At 32.8% G+C, this 19,747-nt stretch carries 17 protein-coding genes, 1 tRNA gene and 1 pseudogene; 17 read left to right on the plus strand and 2 right to left on the minus strand.

Features of this window, described 5'->3' with window-relative positions:
* Nucleotides 1–14: 14 nt before the first annotated feature.
* From polX to EDD62_RS01945, 15 genes are all read left to right on the plus strand, one after another.
* Nucleotides 15–1,760 (plus strand): DNA polymerase/3'-5' exonuclease PolX, encoded by a 1,746-nt coding sequence (polX, locus tag EDD62_RS01880; protein ID WP_123807775.1) that lies wholly within the window; start codon nucleotides 15–17, stop codon nucleotides 1,758–1,760.
* A gap of 8 nt (nucleotides 1,761–1,768) precedes the next feature.
* Nucleotides 1,769–4,129, plus strand: a complete 2,361-nt coding sequence (locus EDD62_RS01885) for an endonuclease MutS2 (protein WP_123807317.1) — start codon at nucleotides 1,769–1,771, stop codon at nucleotides 4,127–4,129.
* Nucleotides 4,130–4,373: 244 nt separating this feature from the next.
* Nucleotides 4,374–4,706 (plus strand): thioredoxin, encoded by a 333-nt coding sequence (trxA, locus tag EDD62_RS01890; RefSeq protein ID WP_282957914.1) that lies wholly within the window; start codon nucleotides 4,374–4,376, stop codon nucleotides 4,704–4,706.
* A gap of 112 nt (nucleotides 4,707–4,818) precedes the next feature.
* The gene (gene uvrC / locus EDD62_RS01895; protein ID WP_123807318.1) at nucleotides 4,819–6,606 is read left to right on the plus strand and encodes an excinuclease ABC subunit UvrC; all 1,788 of its coding nucleotides are present in this window, start codon (nucleotides 4,819–4,821) and stop codon (nucleotides 6,604–6,606) included.
* A gap of 133 nt (nucleotides 6,607–6,739) precedes the next feature.
* The gene (locus tag EDD62_RS01900; RefSeq protein ID WP_123807319.1) at nucleotides 6,740–7,354 is read left to right on the plus strand and encodes a succinate dehydrogenase cytochrome b558 subunit; all 615 of its coding nucleotides are present in this window, start codon (nucleotides 6,740–6,742) and stop codon (nucleotides 7,352–7,354) included.
* A 24-nt stretch (nucleotides 7,355–7,378) separates the two neighbouring features.
* Nucleotides 7,379–9,142 carry a succinate dehydrogenase flavoprotein subunit gene (gene sdhA, locus EDD62_RS01905; protein WP_077140527.1) on the plus strand — a complete coding sequence of 588 codons (1,764 nt, stop codon included), beginning with the start codon at nucleotides 7,379–7,381 and terminating at the stop codon, nucleotides 9,140–9,142.
* Between the two features lie 41 nt (nucleotides 9,143–9,183).
* Nucleotides 9,184–9,960, plus strand: a complete 777-nt coding sequence (sdhB, locus tag EDD62_RS01910; protein ID WP_414731052.1) for a succinate dehydrogenase iron-sulfur subunit — start codon at nucleotides 9,184–9,186, stop codon at nucleotides 9,958–9,960.
* Nucleotides 9,961–10,094: 134 nt separating this feature from the next.
* Nucleotides 10,095–10,919: a glutamate racemase gene (racE, locus tag EDD62_RS01915; RefSeq protein WP_123807321.1), complete on the plus strand. Its 825-nt coding sequence runs from the start codon at nucleotides 10,095–10,097 to the stop codon at nucleotides 10,917–10,919.
* Complete coding sequence (locus tag EDD62_RS01920) at nucleotides 10,916–11,518, plus strand: XTP/dITP diphosphatase (RefSeq protein ID WP_123807322.1); 603 nt, start codon at nucleotides 10,916–10,918, stop codon at nucleotides 11,516–11,518. The genes racE and EDD62_RS01920 overlap by 4 nt, the downstream gene beginning before the upstream one ends.
* Before the next feature lie 6 nt (nucleotides 11,519–11,524).
* A complete protein-coding gene (locus EDD62_RS01925; RefSeq protein ID WP_170152744.1) occupies nucleotides 11,525–12,034 on the plus strand; it encodes a metallophosphoesterase family protein in 510 nt (169 codons plus the stop codon).
* Between the two features lie 58 nt (nucleotides 12,035–12,092).
* Nucleotides 12,093–12,166, plus strand: a tRNA-Arg gene (locus EDD62_RS01930).
* A gap of 503 nt (nucleotides 12,167–12,669) precedes the next feature.
* Nucleotides 12,670–12,870 (plus strand): hypothetical protein, encoded by a 201-nt coding sequence (locus EDD62_RS01935; protein ID WP_123807324.1) that lies wholly within the window; start codon nucleotides 12,670–12,672, stop codon nucleotides 12,868–12,870.
* Between the two features lie 103 nt (nucleotides 12,871–12,973).
* Nucleotides 12,974–13,150 (plus strand): VraH family peptide resistance protein, encoded by a 177-nt coding sequence (locus tag EDD62_RS09130; RefSeq protein WP_148086834.1) that lies wholly within the window; start codon nucleotides 12,974–12,976, stop codon nucleotides 13,148–13,150.
* A gap of 215 nt (nucleotides 13,151–13,365) precedes the next feature.
* Nucleotides 13,366–14,352, plus strand: coding sequence for a DUF6731 family protein (locus EDD62_RS01940; RefSeq protein ID WP_123807325.1), 987 nt, complete (start codon nucleotides 13,366–13,368; stop codon nucleotides 14,350–14,352).
* Between the two features lie 17 nt (nucleotides 14,353–14,369).
* On the plus strand, nucleotides 14,370–14,819 hold the full coding sequence (locus EDD62_RS01945; RefSeq protein ID WP_123807326.1) for a hypothetical protein: 450 nt from the start codon (nucleotides 14,370–14,372) through the stop codon (nucleotides 14,817–14,819).
* 1,032 nt (nucleotides 14,820–15,851) lie between these two features.
* On the opposite strand, the gene EDD62_RS01950 is transcribed toward EDD62_RS01945, so the two are convergent.
* Together EDD62_RS01950 and EDD62_RS09405 are read right to left on the minus strand one after the other, a co-directional pair.
* The gene (locus EDD62_RS01950; protein ID WP_123807327.1) at nucleotides 15,852–16,802 is read right to left on the minus strand and encodes a hypothetical protein; all 951 of its coding nucleotides are present in this window, start codon (nucleotides 16,800–16,802) and stop codon (nucleotides 15,852–15,854) included.
* 604 nt (nucleotides 16,803–17,406) lie between these two features.
* Nucleotides 17,407–17,544 (minus strand): annotated as a pseudogene (locus tag EDD62_RS09405) (DUF2188 domain-containing protein); the annotation flags it as partial.
* A gap of 577 nt (nucleotides 17,545–18,121) precedes the next feature.
* Here EDD62_RS09405 and EDD62_RS01960 point away from each other — a divergent pair.
* Entirely contained in the window at nucleotides 18,122–18,742 is a 621-nt protein-coding gene (locus EDD62_RS01960; protein ID WP_123807328.1) for an NUDIX domain-containing protein, read from the plus strand.
* Entirely contained in the window at nucleotides 18,739–19,722 is a 984-nt protein-coding gene (locus EDD62_RS01965) for a hypothetical protein (protein ID WP_123807329.1), read from the plus strand. The genes EDD62_RS01960 and EDD62_RS01965 overlap by 4 nt, the downstream gene beginning before the upstream one ends.
* Nucleotides 19,723–19,747: the final 25 nt, after the last annotated feature.

The raw sequence follows: 19,747 nt of genomic DNA on the forward strand, positions 1-19,747 counted from the left end.
TTTAATATATGCAAATCACAATTAAAGACTTGATTAAATTATTAAATGAAATTGCGACTTATATGGAATTGAATCAAGTGAATCCATTTAAAATTAGAGCATTTAATAATGCAAGTAACGCTTTAGAACGTTTAGAGACGCCGATTGATGAAGTAGAAGACTTCACTGCGATTAAAGGGATTGGCATGGGAGTAAATGATGTCATCATAGACTACATGGAAAATGGTGAGAGCCAGGTGTTGGCGGAATTGAAAGATTCAACACCGGATGGATTAGTGGAGATGATGGATATTGAAGGACTTGGGGCAAAATCGATTGCGAAATTCCATGAACAATTAAACATTGATACGATAGAGGGATTAAAGAAAGCTTGTGAATCTGGAGAAGTGAGTGCATTAAAAGGGTTTGGTCCGAAAAAAGAACAAAAAATTCTTGAGAGTATTAAAGCACTAAATAATATGCCAAGTCGCTTTCCGATACATTATATGATTAAGCTAAATGATTATATTGAATCAGTGCTAAAAGACATTCAAGGAATTCAACGATACAGTGTTGCGGGCAGTTTTCGACGTGGTGCTGAATCAAGTAAAGATTTAGACTATGTCGTGAGTGTGAATAAGGAAGATATTGAATCCGTTCAACGTGCATTAAAGTCTGGTTTCAAAGATTATGTTGAAGTCGTGAGTGGGCAGACGAAACTAACGATGAAAATAAAGTATGAACGATATGTTGTGTCTGTTGACTTCAGATTTGTAGATGATGAGGCATTTATTACAACGTTACATCATTTCACAGGGTCGAAACATCATAATGTCGAGATGCGAAGAATTGCCAAAAGTCGAAATGAATCGATTAGTGAATATGGTGTCACATTGGCGGATGGAAAGGTCAAGACATTTGATAGTGAGCGTGAATTCTTTGAACACTTTAGTTTACCTTATATTCATCCAGCAATGCGTGAATCAGGTCATGAGGTGAATCAATCTGTAGACATTGATGCGATGATTCGAATGGAAGATATTCGTAGTGACTTGCACATGCATACGACAAGTAGTGATGGTGCCCATACATTAGTCCAAATGATTGAAGCGGCTAGAGCCTTAGAATATGAATATATTTGTATTACTGATCACTCGAAGTATTTAACGGTTGCAAATGGATTGAATGCAGAGCGATTGTTAGCACAGAATGAAGAAATCAAATCATTAAATGAACAATATGATGATATCGATATTTATAGTGGTATTGAAATGGATATTTTACCTGATGGTACACTGGATTTTGATGATGATGTGCTGTCACAATTAGATTTTGTCATAGCAAGCATTCACTCTAATTTCAATCAATCAGAAGAGGAAATTATGAAAAGAATAGAGTCAGCGATGAATAATCAATACGTTGATTTAATCGCACATCCGACTGGAAGAATTCTGCATAAGCGTAAAGGCTATGATGTGAATATGGAACAGTTAATTCAATTAGCGTCGGATACGAATACGGCACTTGAAATTAATGCGAATCCGATGCGACTCGATTTAAGTGTTGACCACTTAGCACTGACGAAAGATCACGACGTTTTCATTGCAATCAACACAGACGCTCACCATATTGATCATTTGAACTTTATGAAATATGGCGTGCATCATGCGATGAAGGCTTTCGTTCGAAAAGAGAAAGTGATTAATCATATGTCGAAAGAAGCGTTTAAAACATTTATTAAAACGCCGAAAAGTGATAGACATAAGCGATTGAAAGGGTGAATAGAGTATTGAATAAGGAAACGTTGAAAACATTAGAATTTCATAAAATCGTTCAATCAATTGATCAATATACATCGAGTGAACTCGGTCAATCATTACTTCAACAAATGAAACCATCAACTGACCCGACAGAAATTGAAGAGAAGATTAGTGAGTTAAACGAGTTTGTTGAATTGATGAGATTGAATTATAGCTTTCATATACAAGGGATATATAAGATTAAACCATATGTTCAAAGAGCTTATATCGGAAGTATGTTAAGTCCTAATGAACTGAATGAGATTAAAAGTCATGCTCTTGTTGCAAAACGTATGCATAAACAATTGCAACAAATGATTAAAGATGACGTGGATATTCCAATCATTGCATCTAAATTTAAATATTACCCAGAAATTCATGATTTATTATCGGCACTAAAATCAAGTATTGACCAAGATATCATTTTAGATAGTGCAAGTAGTGAATTGGGTAGATTACGTAATTCGTTAAAGAAAGAACAAGCGAGGGTTAAAGACACTTTACAAAGTATGATTCGGAATCAAACAACACAAAAAAAATTATCTGAGTCTATCGTAACGGTTCGAAATGAACGTTATTGTATACCGGTTAAAAGTGAACATCGCCATGATTTCGGAGGGATTGTTCATGATGAAAGTGCTTCAGGACAAACTGTTTACGTTGAACCGAAAGCCATTGTGAACATGAACAATAACATCCGCCAAATAGAACATCATATTAAACAAGAAGAAGACCGAATTTTATATGAATTAAGCAGTAAAGTCGCAGAGCATAAATATGCACTTGATTTCCTTGAAGATATTATGGGACACCTTGATTTCTTAATTAGTAAGGCGAGGTATTGTACATCGATTCAAGCAACGAAGCCAACGATTAGTGAAACGAATCGAATATTTCTTCCTAGTGCAAAACATCCATTAATCGATCCATCTAAAGTTGTTCGTAATACGATTACGAAAGAAGATGAACATCAGGCGATTGTCATTACTGGTCCGAATACCGGGGGTAAAACCGTTACGTTAAAAACGATTGGACTATTGATTATTATGCATCAATCAGGGTTGTTTATTCCGACACTTGATGGTGCAGAACTTCCAATATATCGTCAACTCTTTTCTGATATTGGTGATGAGCAATCGATTGAGCAATCATTATCAACATTTTCAAGTCATATGGTGAATATCGTCAACATGTTAAATAATGCAGATCATGAGACCCTTTTGCTCTTTGATGAATTAAGTGCTGGAACGGATCCGACTGAAGGTGCAGCGCTAGCGATGAGTATTATCGATTACGCACTTGGACTTGGATCGACAATTATTGCAACGACCCATTATCCAGAGTTAAAGGTTTATGGATATAACGAACCGCGTGTTGTTAATGCGAGTGTTGAATTCGATGTTGAAAGTTTGAAACCAACGTATAAATTATTGCTTGGTGTTCCAGGTAAATCGAATGCATTCTTAATTTCTAAGCGATTAGGATTAAAAGATGAAATCATTGACCATGCGAAATCACAAATTGGACAAAACGATCAACAAGTAAATAATATGATTGATAGTTTGGAACACCACGCATCAATAGCTGAAAGGCAGTATAGTGAATCGACATTGCTTTATAAAGAAGCAAAAGAGATGCATCAAACACTTCAATCAGAGTTTGATCAATTCAAACGATCGAAAGAAAAGATGTTAGATGAAGCAAAGCGTGAAGCCAATGAAATTATAAAATCGGCGAAAAAAGAGTCCAAACAGATTATTAGTGATTTGCGAACGTTACGTGAAATCGGGGCATCAGACATTAAAGATCATGAATTAATTGAAATGCAGAATGAACTAGATCAATTAAAGCAACAAGATATTGACATCATCAAACAGAAAAAACATAAAGCGAAAGAAACATCTAAACCTAGACCGTTAAAAATAGGAGATACAGTGAATGTGTTAACTTACGGTCAAAAAGGTGAAGTTATCGATATACCGAATGATGAAGAAGTTGCTGTACAAATGGGAATCATTAAGATGAAAGTAAAGAAAGAAGATGTTGAAAAAATCAAAGCATCTAAACAACCACAAGTAAAAGTTCACACAACAAAAAATCATGACCGTGTTAAAAATGAGTTGGACTTAAGAGGTGCTCGTTATGAAGAAGCGATTCAACAAGTAGACCAATACTTGGATCAAGCTTTATTAAGTGCATATAATGAAGTATATATAATACACGGAAAGGGAACGGGTGCTCTACAAAAAGGCATTAGTGAATTTTTGAAAACGCATCGTTCTGTGAAGTCGTTTAGAGGTGGCAGACCGAATGAAGGTGGCTTCGGGGTTACCGTTGTAGAATTAAAGTAGGTGAAGAAATGAAAAACTTTGATATGTATGATTTAGCGAAAGTGCTAATCGTTGTTTCAATTATAATGTTTGTTGGGGGCATTGTATATTTATTATTCATGTAGGTGATGAAATGGGGAGATATATACCGATCGTACTCATTGTCATGATGTTTATTGTGAGTATCGTTATTTTTATACTTTCTATATTATAAGCAAACAAAATTACAAATAAAAAAGAACATGATATAATCAGTAAAGAATTAATAAAGGAGGCGTTACGTATGGCATTAATTAATGCAACGGAACAAAATTTCGATGAAAATATAAATAGTGGAGTTCAATTAGTAGACTTCTGGGCAACTTGGTGTGGACCGTGTAAAATGATTGCACCTGTATTAGAAGAAGTTGCAACAGAAATGGATGGAAAAGCTAACGTCGTTAAAGTTGATGTTGATGAGAACCAATCACTTGCAGCACGTTATGAAGTGATGAGTATTCCAACATTGATCGTTTTTAAAGACGGCGAACCAGTCGATAAAGTTGTTGGATTCCAACCGAAAGAAAATTTAGTACAAGTTATCGAAAAACATTTATAATAAATGACTGATAAGGAGCAAACCTACTGCCATGTAGGTTTGCTCTTTTTAACATCGTTGACTAAAATAGATATACATCGTAATAAGATATAATGAACAATGAGGGTGTCATATGGATAGATTAGATTATATTAAACAAAAATTATCGGTCGTACCGACTGAGCCGGGTTGTTACTTAATGAAAGACGACCAAGGTGTTGTGATATATGTTGGTAAAGCTAAAATTTTAAGAAATAGAGTCCGTTCGTATTTTACAGGTGCACATGACGATAAGACGACACGTCTTGTATCATTTATACATGACTTTGAATATATCGTGACTGCGAGTGAAGTTGAATCATTGCTTCTTGAATTGAACTTAATTAAAAAATATAAACCTCACTTTAATATTAACTTAAAAGATGACAAAAGTTATCCTTTCATAAAAATTACGAAAGAAACACATCCGAGACTTATCGTGACAAGGCAAGTCAAAAAAGGGACTGGCTATTATTTTGGGCCTTATCCGAATGCGTATTCAGCGCATGAGACAAAGAAATTATTGGATCAAATCTACCCAATGCGTAAATGTAACAAAATGCCGGATAAACTATGTCTTTATTATCATATTGGTCAATGTTTAGGACCATGTGTTTATCCAGTTGAACAGAGTGAGTATGATCGAATGAAGAAGGAAATTAGTGACTTTTTGAATGGTGAGAACGATGATATTGTGAAGCAACTCGAAGCAAAAATGTATAAATCAAGCGAAGAGATGGAATTTGAGCGTGCAAAAGAATATCGTGATTTAATTCAACATATTAATAGCATATTATATGATCAAAATATGATGAGTACAGATATGACGACGAGAGATATCTTTGGATTTGCAGTAGACAAAGGATGGATGAGTATTCAAGTATTTTATATTCGACAAGGGAAATTGATAGAACGTAAAGCATCACTCATTCCGATCTACCAGTCGCCTGAAGATGAATTTTATAAGTTCATTGGACAATTTTATTTACATCAAAATGAAGTCCTGCCTAGAGAAGTACATATTCCGAATGGACTAGACGCTGAAATGCTCAACTCTATCGTCGAAAGTAAAGTAATCCAGCCGAAACGTGGTAAGAAAAAAGAAATGGTCGACCTTGCTATCAAAAATGCAAAGATTAGCTTGTCTAATAAATTTGAATTAATCGCAAAAAACGAGGAACGAACAATCAAAGCGATCGAAATGCTTGGAGAAGTGATGAATATTCGCACACCGTTTAGAATTGAGGCATTCGATAATTCAAATATTCAAGGGGTTGATCCAGTTAGTGCGATGGTATCATTCATAGATGGTAAACCGAGTAAGAAAGATTATCGAAAATATAAAATAAAATCTGTTGAAGGTCCAGATGATTATGCTTCTATGAAAGAAGTCATTAGAAGGAGATATTCAAGAGTACTAAGGGATGAGTTACCGATACCAGATTTAATTATTGTCGATGGTGGGGTCGGGCATATGCGTGCAGCGCAAGACGTTTTGACGAATGAGTTGTCGCTAGATATTCCTGTTGCAGGACTTGTCAAAAATGAAAAACACAAAACAAGTGAACTACTTTATGGTGATGCATTTGAAGTTGTTCCACTCAATAAGAAGAGTCAAGCGTTCTATTTATTACAGAGAATTCAAGATGAAGTTCATCGATTTGCGATAGACTTTCACCGTAAGACAAGATCCAAAACATCAGTCTATTCACTGCTGGATAACATCGACGGTATTGGCCCTAAACGAAAAAAGCAATTGTTAAATGAATTCAAAAGTATCAAAAATATGAAGACAAAGTCAGTGGATGAGTTGAAGTCGGTAGGTTTACCAATCAAGGTGGCAGAAAGTGTTTATTCAAAACTCCATGAAGATGAAGGATAAGAATAATCCGTTTTTTTTTGAAAACGCTTAAAAAAGTTAAACGCTTTCTTGATTTAATATAGTAATAAGAGTAAAATTGGTAATGTGAAAGCATGATACGGGACGTCATGTATTTTGTTAGGGGGGAACTCAATTGTCAGAAAATGTTCAGAAAGATTTTTTAGCACGTCGATTACATTCTTTGCTTGGTATAATTCCGTTAGGTGTCTTTTTAATTCAACATTTAATGATTAACTATACTGCAACGAATGGTGCAGAAAGCTTTAATGCTGCGGCACACTTCATGGATTCATTGCCGTTTAAGCTTGCACTTGAAACATTTATTATTTACTTACCGATTTTATTTCATGGTGTGTTTGGTATTTACATTGCATTTACAGGTAAAAGTAATGTCGGTCGTTATAGTACATATCGCAACTGGATGTTCTTAGTTCAACGTATTACAGGCGTTGTAGCATTTTTCTTTATCTTTATTCACGTCTATCAAACACGTGTTCAAGTTTTCTTCGGTAAAGAAGTGAACTACGAAATGGTTAATGATATCATTTCGAATCCATTTTGGTTAGTATTTTATATCATTGGTATTTTAAGTACTATTTTCCATTTTTCTAATGGATTATGGGCATTTTTAGTGTCATGGGGCATCACTCAATCAGAAACATCTCAACGAGTAATGACTTATATTACATGGGTTGTATTTATCGTATTATCATTTATTGCATTAACTGCATTATTTGCATTTCTATAGAACGAGTTAGGGGGACTTATAATTATGGCACAAAATAAAATTATTATTGTCGGTGGCGGATTAGCCGGCTTAATGGCAACAATTAAAGCTGCCGAAGATGGCAATATCGTAGATTTATTCTCATTAGTACCCGTTAAACGTTCACACTCTGTATGTGCTCAAGGTGGTATTAATGGAGCGGTGAACACTAAAGGTGAAGGAGACTCACCATGGATTCATTTTGATGATACAGTTTATGGTGGAGATTTCTTAGCGAACCAACCACCAGTTAAAGCGATGACTGAAGCAGCTCCTTCGATTATCCACTTACTTGATCGTATGGGAGTTATGTTTAATAGAACACCAGAAGGATTTTTAGACTTCAGACGTTTCGGTGGGACGTTACACCATAGAACAGCATTTGCAGGTGCTACAACTGGACAACAGTTGCTTTACGCGTTGGATGAACAAGTGCGTAAACATGAAGTAAATGGTCTAGTAAATAAGTATGAAGGACACGAATTTTTACGTGTTGTTCTAGATGACGAAGGTAGAGCGCGTGGTATCATCGCACAAGATATGAAAACAGCAGAGATTAAATCATACAAAGCAGACGCAGTCATTATGGCGACAGGTGGACCTGGTATTATCTTTGGTAAGTCAACAAACTCAATGATCAATACTGGTTCTGCAGCATCGATCGTATTCCAACAAGGTGCAGCCTATGCGAATGGTGAGTTCATTCAAATCCATCCAACAGCGATTCCTGGCGACGATAAATTACGTTTGATGAGTGAATCAGCACGTGGTGAAGGTGGCCGTGTATGGACTTATAAAGATGGCAAACCATGGTACTTCTTAGAAGAGAAATACCCAGCATATGGAAACTTAGTACCTCGTGATATCGCAACACGTGAGATTTTTGACGTATGTGTGAATCAAAAGCTTGGAATTAATGGCGAAAACATGGTTTATCTAGACTTGTCTCATAAAGATCCACATGAGTTAGATGTGAAGCTCGGTGGAATTATTGAAATTTATGAGAAATTCACAGGAGACGACCCACGTAAAGTGCCAATGAAGATATTCCCAGCTGTGCATTATTCAATGGGTGGTATTTATGTTGATTATGATCAAATGACAACAATTCCTGGATTATTTGCTGCGGGTGAATGTGATTATTCACAGCACGGTGGAAATCGTCTAGGTGCGAATTCATTATTGTCTGCGATTTATGGTGGTATGGTTGCAGGTCCGAATGCAATTAAATATGTTGAAGGACTAGATGCATCATATGAAGATCTAGATGAGTCAATTTATACGCGTGCAATTGAAGAAGAACAAGAGAAATGGAATACAATATTAAACATGAACGGCGAAGAAAATGCTTACATGTTGCATAAAGAACTTGGTGAATGGATGACTGCGAACGTAACAGTTGTTCGTCATAACGACAAATTACAAGAAACAGACAAGAAAATCCAAGAGTTAATGGAACGTTTCCATAACATTAATATGGATGATACGAAAGCTTGGAGTAACCAAGGTGCATTCTTTACGCGTCAATTATGGAATATGTTAGAACTTGCACGTGTCATTACATTAGGTGCATATAACCGTAATGAATCACGCGGTGCACACTACAAACCAGAATTCCCTGAACGTAATGATGATGAATGGTTGAAAACGACGAAGGCGTTCTACCAAAAAGGTCAAGCACCTAGATTTGAATACGAAGAAGTCGATGTGAGCTTAATCGAACCTCGCCTACGTGACTATTCTAAAGCTAGTGATGGAGGGAAGAAATAATGACTCAAGAAAAAACACAACAATCCGAAAATCATGAAGCAATGAATGAACAAAAGAAAAAGCAAGATATTAGAATTATTGTTAAAAGACAAGAAAATCCTGATAGTGCAAGTTATGATGAAGAATTCGTCATCCCTTATCGTGAGAATTTAAATGTCATTAGTGCATTGATGGAGATTCGCCGTAATCCAGTTAATGCAAATGGTGACAAAACGACACCAGTTGCATGGGATATGAGTTGTTTAGAAGAAGTCTGTGGTGCATGTTCAATGGTGATTAATGGTGAAGCACGACAATCATGTACAGCATTAATAGATCAATTGGCTCAACCAATCAAGTTAGAACCAATGAGTACATTCCCAGTTGTGAAGGACTTACAAGTTGATCGTTCGTTCATGTTTGATAACTTGAAGAAAGTAAAAGCTTGGGTGCCAATTGATGGATCTTATGATTTGGGTCCAGGACCACGTATGCCAGAAAAGAAACGTCAAACAGCTTATGAATTGTCAAAATGTATGACGTGTGGTGTTTGTTTAGAAGTGTGCCCTAACGTAAACGATAAATCTAATTTCATCGGAGCACAGCCGATTTCACAAGTTCGTTTATTTAACTTACACCCAACAGGAAGCATGAATAAAGACGAGAGACTTCATGCGTTAATGATGGATGGTGGTTTATCTGCATGTGGTAACTCACAAAACTGTGTCAAAGCTTGTCCTAAAGGAATTCCTTTAACGACTTCTATCGCTGCAATGAACCGTGAGACAACATTCCAAATGTTTAAGTCATTCTTTGGAAGTGACCATCAAGTCGATTAATCAATGATGTAAAAACGATGCAGCTATGCTGCATCGTTTCTTTTTCCTTATAGATTGTCGTTTGAAGCCATGAAATGATAAAATTATATTATATGGTCAACAAATAGAATCACGTTAAGAGAGAAGTGGATGTCATGAATACACCTATAGGTGTGATAGATTCAGGTGTCGGTGGATTAACAGTGGTGAAAGAAATAATGCGCCAACTGCCGAATGAAACGATTTATTATTTAGGCGATGTGAGCCGTTGTCCTTATGGTCCGAGACCGAAAGAGGAAGTACTACAGTACACGACAGAGATTGCACAATTTCTTGTACATCAAAATATTAAATTACTCGTCATTGCATGTAATACAGCAACAGCGGTTGCACTAAAATCACTTAGAAAAACCTTGAATATTCCAGTGATTGGAGTGATAGATCCAGGTGCTAAGACAGCGCTTCAAGCATCGACCAATCATTATGTACAAGTATTAGCAACCGAAGGAACAGTTGCATCACATGCTTATAAAGATGCGATACATAAAGTGAATAAATCTGTACAAGTCGATGAACTCGCTTGCCCGAAATTTGTACCGCTTGTGGAACAGTTACGGTACAAAGACGAAGTCATTAGAGGCGTTGTGATTCATCAACAATTAAAGCAAATCCAAGACACTGAAGCAGATACGATTATATTAGGATGTACACATTATCCACTCATTCAATCTAGTATTGAAGCATACTTTCACGGCAACAAAAAAGTGATTTCATCCGGATATGAAACAGCTAGAGAAGTAAGTTCTATATTAGGATTCATGCAATTACATGCAAGCAAGGTAGCTGCTGTGGAGCATAAGTTTTTTGTCCACGGTTCTTCTGACCGCTTTCAATATACTATTGAAGAATGGCTGAATATTGAAGATGCACACATTATTGAATTATCGACAACAATTTTACTCAAGGAGGATATGCTATGACACAATATGTTATTGCGACAAGTAATGAAGGAAAGATACGAGATTTTAATCAAATTTTATCAGATGACGAAGTTATACCGATTGGAGATTTATTAGAAAACTTTACAGTTGAAGAAACAGGCGAGACTTTTGAGGACAATGCGAAGTTAAAGTCTAAAGCAGGTGCTGAAGCGTTAAATCAAATCGTAATCGCCGATGATAGTGGTTTAGAAGTTGAAGCGTTAAATGGTGAGCCAGGTGTCTATTCGGCACGTTATGCAGGGGTAGACGCAACAGATGAACAAAATAATAAAAAGCTCATGAATGCTCTAAGTGAACTAGAAGATCCATCGAACAACCGCAAAGCTTGTTTTGTATGTGTGATGAGTGTGACATATCCAGCAGGTGAGACGAAAACATTTAGAGGTGAATTACAAGGGACGATATCGACGAATGCATTTGGTAATGAAGGATTCGGTTATGATCCTTTATTTATACCAGAAGGATATTCGAAAACATTAGCAGAACTCGGTGCTGAAGAGAAAGCGAAAATTAGTCATCGAAAAAAAGCGATGGAGTTACTCATTGAAGACTTAAAAACAAATGGTCATAAGGAGTGATGTATGGTGGATAAAATAATAGTTGTTTCAGATAATCACGGTGAACAAGGTATTTTACAACAAATTCGAAATCGACACAGAGATGGTTCAAAGTTCATTCATTTAGGAGATTCTGAGTTTGCACATGATGACAAAGAATTAGAAGGGTATTTAACTGTCACAGGAAATGTCGACCATGACGCTAGCTTTGCTAAAGATGAAGTCTTAACTATAGAAAATCTGACGATATATTTTTCACACGGTCATTTACATCACATCGGGCAATCTAGGTATGAACTTGCAATCGACGCACGAGCTCATAACGCTCAAATCGCTCTGTATGGACATTCTCATGTGAGAAAATTCGAAGAGATTGATGGGGTATTCGTGATAAATCCTGGTAGTATTACACAATCCCGTGGTGAAGATCCAGAGAGTTATTTAGTGATTGAGTGCGATGGAGAGCAACTTCAATTGAAATGGATGACAAGAGACGGCAATGTCATGTCTAAAGAAGAAATTTCAATTAGATGTTAAATGATTATTGACATATATCATGACCTAATTATATAATGATATATGTCGTTAAAATAAAGTCCTGGTAGCTCAGCTGGATAGAGCAACGGCCTTCTAAGCCGTCGGTCGGGGGTTCGAATCCCTCCCAGGACGCTACAACTCATTAATTTAGCAAGGTTTTAAAGTAATTTGTGTCATTTTTGTATCCTTAATTTATGGATTGAAAAATTTCACGTACTTTATTATCTTGCTTTTTTGTTTTTCTTAATAAATTTCGTAAAAAGCTCTATACATAAGATTTGCTGTAATAGTATGAATTATTTCAAATAAATATATAACAAGGGAAAAATAGGGATGAAAAAACAGTCAAATCGCTTTAATATCAACAATCGCCCTGTTGATAGCATTAAATAAAAACGATAAGACTGACAAATAATCACTAGGGGCGAAAAGCCCCTTTTTTATATTGAGTATATCACTTATATAAATTAAAATTGCATATTTTCTTATCGATTAGCGAAAATGTTATTATTTATTTAAATTAGGCGGAAATAAGTTTAAATTGACTTTACATTCGTTCCTTATCATCTACAAGAAATTGAATTTCTATAGATTAAATGATGTATACATAATTTTAAATACAAAGGGGATATATTATGGCTAAAAAAATATACGTTTATGATATTACAATGTCTAACGGTGAAGTTTTTAAGAATGTACAGATGAAAAAATCAATTAAAGTTTTATACGCGGGAATTACAGATCTATTTATTACTGTTGAGAATGAAAAAGGTCAAACTGTAGAGTTAATGAGAAATCAAATGATCAAAGCTGAATTAGTTGAAATAAAAGAATAAACAATTTTCTGTAACTCATGTTCAAAATCGTATTCATTAATAAATAGGGAAAATTATTTGTAAAATAGCTATCAAGGGAGATTTTTATAGGACGATTAAACAAATGGTTAATTATCTAATGGAGAAAAAATGGGAATCTGAAGATTTTGTATGGTTGATTTTAATGATTTTTATTGCAAGCACATTTACAACTCCATTACTAGGTATTCCACTTGGAATAGTGGCTTACTTCTTCTTTTTCTGTAATATTGATGATAATGACGATATAAAACCTAAATAACTTTATATTTAAAACAAATATAATATATGGACAATCGATGTTCAGGTATATATCAAAATAAGAACAAATGTTTGTACTTCTGTAAAAGATATTATATTATATAGTTGTGTAGTTGCTACTAGTGGTTCTCCTCTAGTAGCTTTTTTAGTGTATTGCATCCGTTTACATTTTTCTGTAAACTTTGAAATAACTACACAAATGGAAGAGGTTTTATAATGGGGAAGAGTAAAAAGGTTACTTTCAATATATTTAGGACATATACAGAAGAATATAATGGTCCAGACTTTATGAAAAATGAACGATATAATTTTTATGAATTTATTGAAAGTGTTCAAAACTTAGCAAATGAGGAATTGTTCACTATTTACCAGGGGGAAAAGTTGATTTTACAAAAAGTAATAACACATGAACCAGGTTTCATTCATATTCAAATTTTAAAACAAAGAGAATTTGATTTACCTTACCAAATAAAAAAAAATGAGGAAATGAAACAAACTATTGAAGATAATGTAATTAATTACGATTCATCATATGAAGAAGAAGAGGTAAAACTTGATGATGATTCATTTTTAGGAGAAGTAATGGTTTTACTTTATGACATTGATAATAACGCTTTAGTAGTTCAATCAAATAGAAATTGTACATCGCTTAGAGGTGTTGTAGATCTTTTTTCAACTATTTATAACGAGAAGATTGATAAAGAGAGAGAAAGTGAAAAGTATACAATTATAAATTTGGCACCAATTTTAAACAGACCCAGAATCGATGAGGCTCAATCATTAGAGAAATATACTGAATTAGAAATTGTTGTTGAAGATCATGATAGATTCAAAAATAGTCAATCTGTAATAGATAATGATAAGACATTAGGAGCACAAAGAATCAAATTGCATTATTATTTGAATACTAATGATGATAAAAAGAAAACATTAATTCGTGATCAAGTAAAAAGTTTTATTTCTAAACTTAGTAATAATAATAAAACTATAACTAAAATGAATGTAAAAGGGCGAAATTCAGAAAAAGATGTTATTGAAAAGTTTGAATTAATAGAAGAAAGATTAACTTTCACATACACATTTACCTCAGATAAAGATAATGGGACATTAAATGCTCAATCTATAATTAGTGAAATGACTCATTCATACAAAAATAAAAAAGTTTCTGGTCTGACCTTTAGAGATTTAACAAATGACTTATAAAAGAGGGAGAAGGTTATATGTTGAAAATAGTAATAGCATTGGCCTCGAGTATTATAATTATAAGTTTTTATTCATTTTTTAATATAAGAATTTCAATTGAAAGTACATTACAAGGTGTTAATTCGTTAATTGTGCTTCAATCTATTATTTTAGGTATCTATAGTGTTTCACTAAGTATTATCGCAGCTCTTCACGATACAACATTAATAAAAAAATTATTAAGACCAAATTCTGTATCAAGAAATGAAATTCAAAATATTAATAATTCTGCATTTTTAACAATTATAATTTCATTATCATCTTTAATAATATTTTTGTTTTTCTTTGAAATTATTATTAAATATAGAATTTTAGTGTTATTATTTCAGTTTATAATTCCTTTTTGTATCATGCTTTCATTGTTATATATATACGACTTCTTTAAAATTATAAATGCAGTTCTATTTAAATATAGTGATCATGAATAAAAATGAAGCTTTATATATTAAATATAGAGTTTTATTCAGCTATGCATCAATATTCATATAAACTCATAGATTATGGCGACGAAATGGCGACAAAGCCTTCTATATATATTGATTTTAAAGGTGTTTCGATAGTCCTCCCAGGACGCTACTTAGTTTTGATATAACATGATTTTAAGAGTTCATGCACCAAAAAATGTTCCTTTTTTTATTTTAAGGAATATTTTAGAACTCTTATTTTTTTGTATATATTTAATGGTTTTAAATTTTTAATGGCTTTATAGTTTCTCAATTGATTTAACCAATATTATTATCCTTTACTTATTTAAGTAAGGTAATACATATGCTTATAAATAATAAAAGGATAATAATTATTAAAAAAATTTGATAGTTAGTAAGTTTTGTCATTTCTTTCACCTCCATTTATAGTGAAAAGGAACAGTAGGTGTGTGAACCCTTTCCTCTTATTTTAGTAAGGCGATAATAATTTGAATTATTATTAAAATCATTAAGGCTAATTGTAGTTTTTTATTAAATTTTTTTCTTTTCGTTCTTTAATTTTTTCTCTCTTCATTCTATATTTTTAATTTACTATAAATATGTATAGTATTCATCAATTTTTTGGAGATTTTTTTCAAAGTTCTTATAAATTTTCTATTCAAAAGAATACCCCTACATTTATTTTATAGATACAAAAGTATTGCAATAGAATTTATGTCTTCTTTGTATTCTTATGTTTTACATTTGTTTGAACTTATTTTAATTGAAATACTATAACCCCAATGTATTTGCTTTCATTCATTTACCTTTTTTTGTACAATTATCGCCTTATAGGAAGTTTAATTTAAGAATTATATAAAATTACATTTGATCATAGCCTTGTTGTGAAGGGGACTTCTGATTTATAAAAGTCAGACAATATCATGTTTATTCACAAATAATCACGATTGTTTTTATAGTTTATAAAATGATAATTTCCTTTTTTTATCATAGATATATTATTTAGTTAATGATGGTAGATACTTTGTATCATTGTTACTTATTCTTTAAAATAGTTTCAAGTTCTTCAAGGATTTTATCTCTCGTATCATTTATTTTGAGTGAGTTAAGTTCTTTCTTATTTGATAATATATTTTTGTACTTATATATGAATAGATGATCTAATAATTTTTTTCTTGGTGTAAACTTAGTAATATTTAATTTTACTAAATTAGGATATTTACTTTTGAAATCTTTTACTTCATTCATTTTTTGTGAAATTTCTCTTTCTTTCATTTTCAATCGGTAAGATTCTTCTTCTAGATACTTAACTTTTAATTTTATATCTTTTTTCATAATACTAATTTGTTTTTCATGATTTTTAAATTGAGGTATTGTTAGATTTTGATTTAATCTATGATGTAATTTTTTATAACCTTTTTCTTTTAACCTTTTTTTATATTCCATGTTAGATATAATTTTATCACTTCTGTCTAAAATAAGTTTGGCCTCAGAGGGTGTTAGAAATGCGGCATCTCTACATTTTATCATCCAATCTCTTTTAAGAGGAATGCGATCAATATACCATTCATGTATAGTTGGTGATAAATATGTAATATATCCAAGATAGCCATAGTTACCCTTTGTTTCAATAGTGATCAAAGTATGTAATATTAAATGTTCAATAAGATTACAATAAACTAGTCTTTCTTTCTTTTGGTAATCAAATGAATAATTATAATTTTTTATAAATTCTTTATTGGAAATATTCATCATTTTATTTTCATCAATATGATGACAATATAAGCCTTCATTAGTTCGTGAATAATTACCAGTTGTTATGTTTTTTATTTCACCATTAAGAAACCTATAATAAGAAGACTCTCTATAATAGTCATCTGTAGCAGGACCATATTTGTCAATTAAATATCTAGTTAACTGATCATAAGTCATTTTTAATAGGTTCAAATAATATTCTATCTTTTCATTACTTTTTATTTGGCTCAATTATATTCATCTCCAACCATAATTTTATTAATCAATGATTCTGCTAAATTATCAATATCAAATTTATTATGTCACAAAATGTAATAATATAACAAATTTGATCCCTTTCTATAAGTATATAAAGCTCATGATTTAGTTGATTGTTACTATATAATATATATCCTACATTCATTTGTTGTTTCTAAGATGTATTTTGATATTTTAGATAGGTTAACTTTATTATATTTTGCCTTATTGGATTATATGAATAAGTCATTAGATGAGGGAGGATTTCCTGAGAATTCTGGAATAACAGAAAAATTCGATACTTCTGACACTATATAGAGGAACTAAAGAAAACTTATTTACAATGTATTTGTTAACAAAAAAGTAAATGAAAACTTAAATTCTAATATTGAAACTATGAATAAAGAAATTGAAGTTTTATCGGATGCAGTGATAAAAATAAATAAATATTTGTCAGATCCTAAGAAAAAATTTATTAGAAAATAAATAAACTTACTATGAACATTATTAAATCAATAATGAAATATTCTATAAAAGAGAAAATAACTTGAATTTGTTGATTTAATGGGACTTTAACTATTTAAAATTTGCAAGATAATTAAATAGAAAATGAGTCTTTATCACGAATGTTACCTTCAGTATCATGAATGATAACATCAACGTTGTTTTGTTTAGCTAATTTACGACTTTCTTCAATCGCTTTATCTTGTGTATCAAAAGAGTTTGTTTCGTTATCATGACCTTCGTAATGAACAGCCTAGTTTTTATTTTCTATTTGATATACATATACATTTGTTTTAGTATCTGCCACTTGCTTCACCTCCTTTTATATTTTATTAATATCCAGCTTAAATGAATAAGAACAATTCTATCAACGAAATCGCTAAAGTTGTAGATGGAATGGAAGAGTGCAGAGAAATCCATCAACAAAATCGCTGAAGTTGTAGATGGAATGGAAGAGTGCAGAGAAATCCATCAACAAAATCGCTGAAGTTGTAGATGGAATGGAAGGGTGCAGAGAAATCCATCAACAAAATCGCTAAAGTTGTAGATGGAATGGAAGAGTGCAGAAAAATCCATCAACAAAATCGCTGAAGTTGTAGATGGAATGGAAGAGTGCAGAGAAAGCCATCAACAAAAACGGCAAAGTTGTAGATGGAATAAACTGTGTAAGAAAAATCCATCAACAAAAAAACAAAAATAGTAGTTGGAATAAATTATCACGCCATCAAACTATAAGATTTCTATTTCACATTTAACTCAATTATTGATATATTTTAAAATGAATGAACAAATTGAAAGGGGTCAACTGAATGAGTAAATTTGATGAACAGATTATTGTAGTAGATCGTAAGACATTATTTAATGATGAAAAAAACCAATTCAATGGTTTTCTTGATATGAATGAACAGTCGTTTGCTGAAATTCAATCAACGTTTAATGACTATGAAGTAATGCGACGTGGGGATATGGAAGAAGATCCTTCGTATAAGCAATTGATTAGTTATGCGATTGTTGAGAGTGAGCGTGGTATATTGGTTTATGAACGTCTTTCTGGTGGTGGTGAGGGTCGTTTACATGGCTTGTTTTCAATTGGTGTTGGGGGTCATATGAATGATATCGAGTCGATGGACAACATTAATGAAATGATGCATGAAAATTGCGTGCGTGAGTTGAATGAAGAAATCGGTCTAGAGCGCAATACAGAAGGGGAACTATCAGTCATAGGCTTAATCAATGATGATGATAATGAAGTGGGTCGTGTTCATCTTGGTGTCGTGTTCAAAATTCGAGTGGACAGTTCAGAAGTGTTTCCTAGAGAAAGTGATACGATTAAATTTGATTGGGTCGATCACAAATCAGTGAGTGAAGTCCAACCAATGGAATCGTGGAGTGAACTGATTGTGAAAGAAAGTCAGTTGTTCCATCAATGAGTCAAGATGATAAAATAATCGTCTTTCCTAAAATGAAATCTAAGTTGTTAGACGAAGTGATGGAACTGATTGATGTCAATCAGTATAAAGATGCGTATTTGTTAATTACTGATTATGAGCGATTATCCACTATGGATGATGAAGTGTTTTTCTATAAAATGATTTGTTATATGAATATGGGAGAAGGTCCGACCTTAAGAGAAGAGATTGATGAATATTTATTATCAAATGATTCTTCTGTTTATTATGATCGATTGATGATGATTTATATAGAGTCGTTAATCCTAGAAGGAGATATACGCTCTGCAGAGGAACGCATTGATCAAGTTGACCCGTTTATGCAAGATGAGACGATTCGATTACAGCTCAAGAAATCACTTCATGAAAAAGAACAATCTGAGACAGATGACTTTGAATTACAATATCAAGAGTTGAAACATCAAGTTGAAGACTATTTTCACTCAGCGTCTTCCGAAAGAATTGAACGCGTTAGAATGTGGTTGAACAATCGTGATGTTGAGAAAATCCCTATTGCGATTGAATTGATAAAAGATGACCGCATTAGTGAAATAGAACAAACGATGATCCTTGAATATCTAGTGTGGATGAACTATGGCGTTGTTGTAACATTAACTAAATACGGGCATTTGATTGAATGTGTACCATCAGAGACCAAAACTTTTGATGATTATATTTTAGAATTTTATGAAACGTATAATATACTGCGAGATTTAGAAAGTTCAAATCCATCCAGTTTTTATTTGGCGAAAGAAGCGATGATGTTTATTCTAACGAAAATCTATCCAATGTATTTTGAATGGATGTATGACCTCGAAGAAGAGGATGTACGCTCTGCATTTTATCAAATGTTTATTGACATGGGGATTCCAGTAGATGTCGAGTTTGAGACGACTGTTGCTGCTAGGAAGTTAAAGATGTTTTTAATGAGCATTCAATCGTTAGAACTTGATAGTCTTTAGATGAATTGATATAATAATTAAGTTG

The organism is Abyssicoccus albus (genome assembly GCF_003815035.1).
Classification (GTDB): Bacteria; Bacillota; Bacilli; order Staphylococcales; family Abyssicoccaceae; genus Abyssicoccus; species Abyssicoccus albus.

Bases quoted from the DNA above. Each gene is read 5' to 3' on its own strand.
- uvrC (WP_123807318.1), top strand. From the start codon at position 4,819: ATGGATAGATTAGATTATATTAAACAAAAATTATCGGTCGTACCGACT.
- sdhA (WP_077140527.1), top strand. From the start codon at position 7,379: ATGGCACAAAATAAAATTATTATTGTCGGTGGCGGATTAGCCGGCTTA.
- sdhB (WP_414731052.1), top strand. From the start codon at position 9,184: ATGAATGAACAAAAGAAAAAGCAAGATATTAGAATTATTGTTAAAAGA.
- racE (WP_123807321.1), top strand. From the start codon at position 10,095: ATGAATACACCTATAGGTGTGATAGATTCAGGTGTCGGTGGATTAACA.
- EDD62_RS01920 (WP_123807322.1), top strand. From the start codon at position 10,916: ATGACACAATATGTTATTGCGACAAGTAATGAAGGAAAGATACGAGAT.
- EDD62_RS01935 (WP_123807324.1), top strand. From the start codon at position 12,670: ATGGCTAAAAAAATATACGTTTATGATATTACAATGTCTAACGGTGAA.
- EDD62_RS09130 (WP_148086834.1), top strand. From the start codon at position 12,974: ATGGTTAATTATCTAATGGAGAAAAAATGGGAATCTGAAGATTTTGTA.
- EDD62_RS01940 (WP_123807325.1), top strand. From the start codon at position 13,366: ATGGGGAAGAGTAAAAAGGTTACTTTCAATATATTTAGGACATATACA.
- EDD62_RS01945 (WP_123807326.1), top strand. From the start codon at position 14,370: ATGTTGAAAATAGTAATAGCATTGGCCTCGAGTATTATAATTATAAGT.
- EDD62_RS01960 (WP_123807328.1), top strand. From the start codon at position 18,122: ATGAGTAAATTTGATGAACAGATTATTGTAGTAGATCGTAAGACATTA.
- EDD62_RS01965 (WP_123807329.1), top strand. From the start codon at position 18,739: ATGAGTCAAGATGATAAAATAATCGTCTTTCCTAAAATGAAATCTAAG.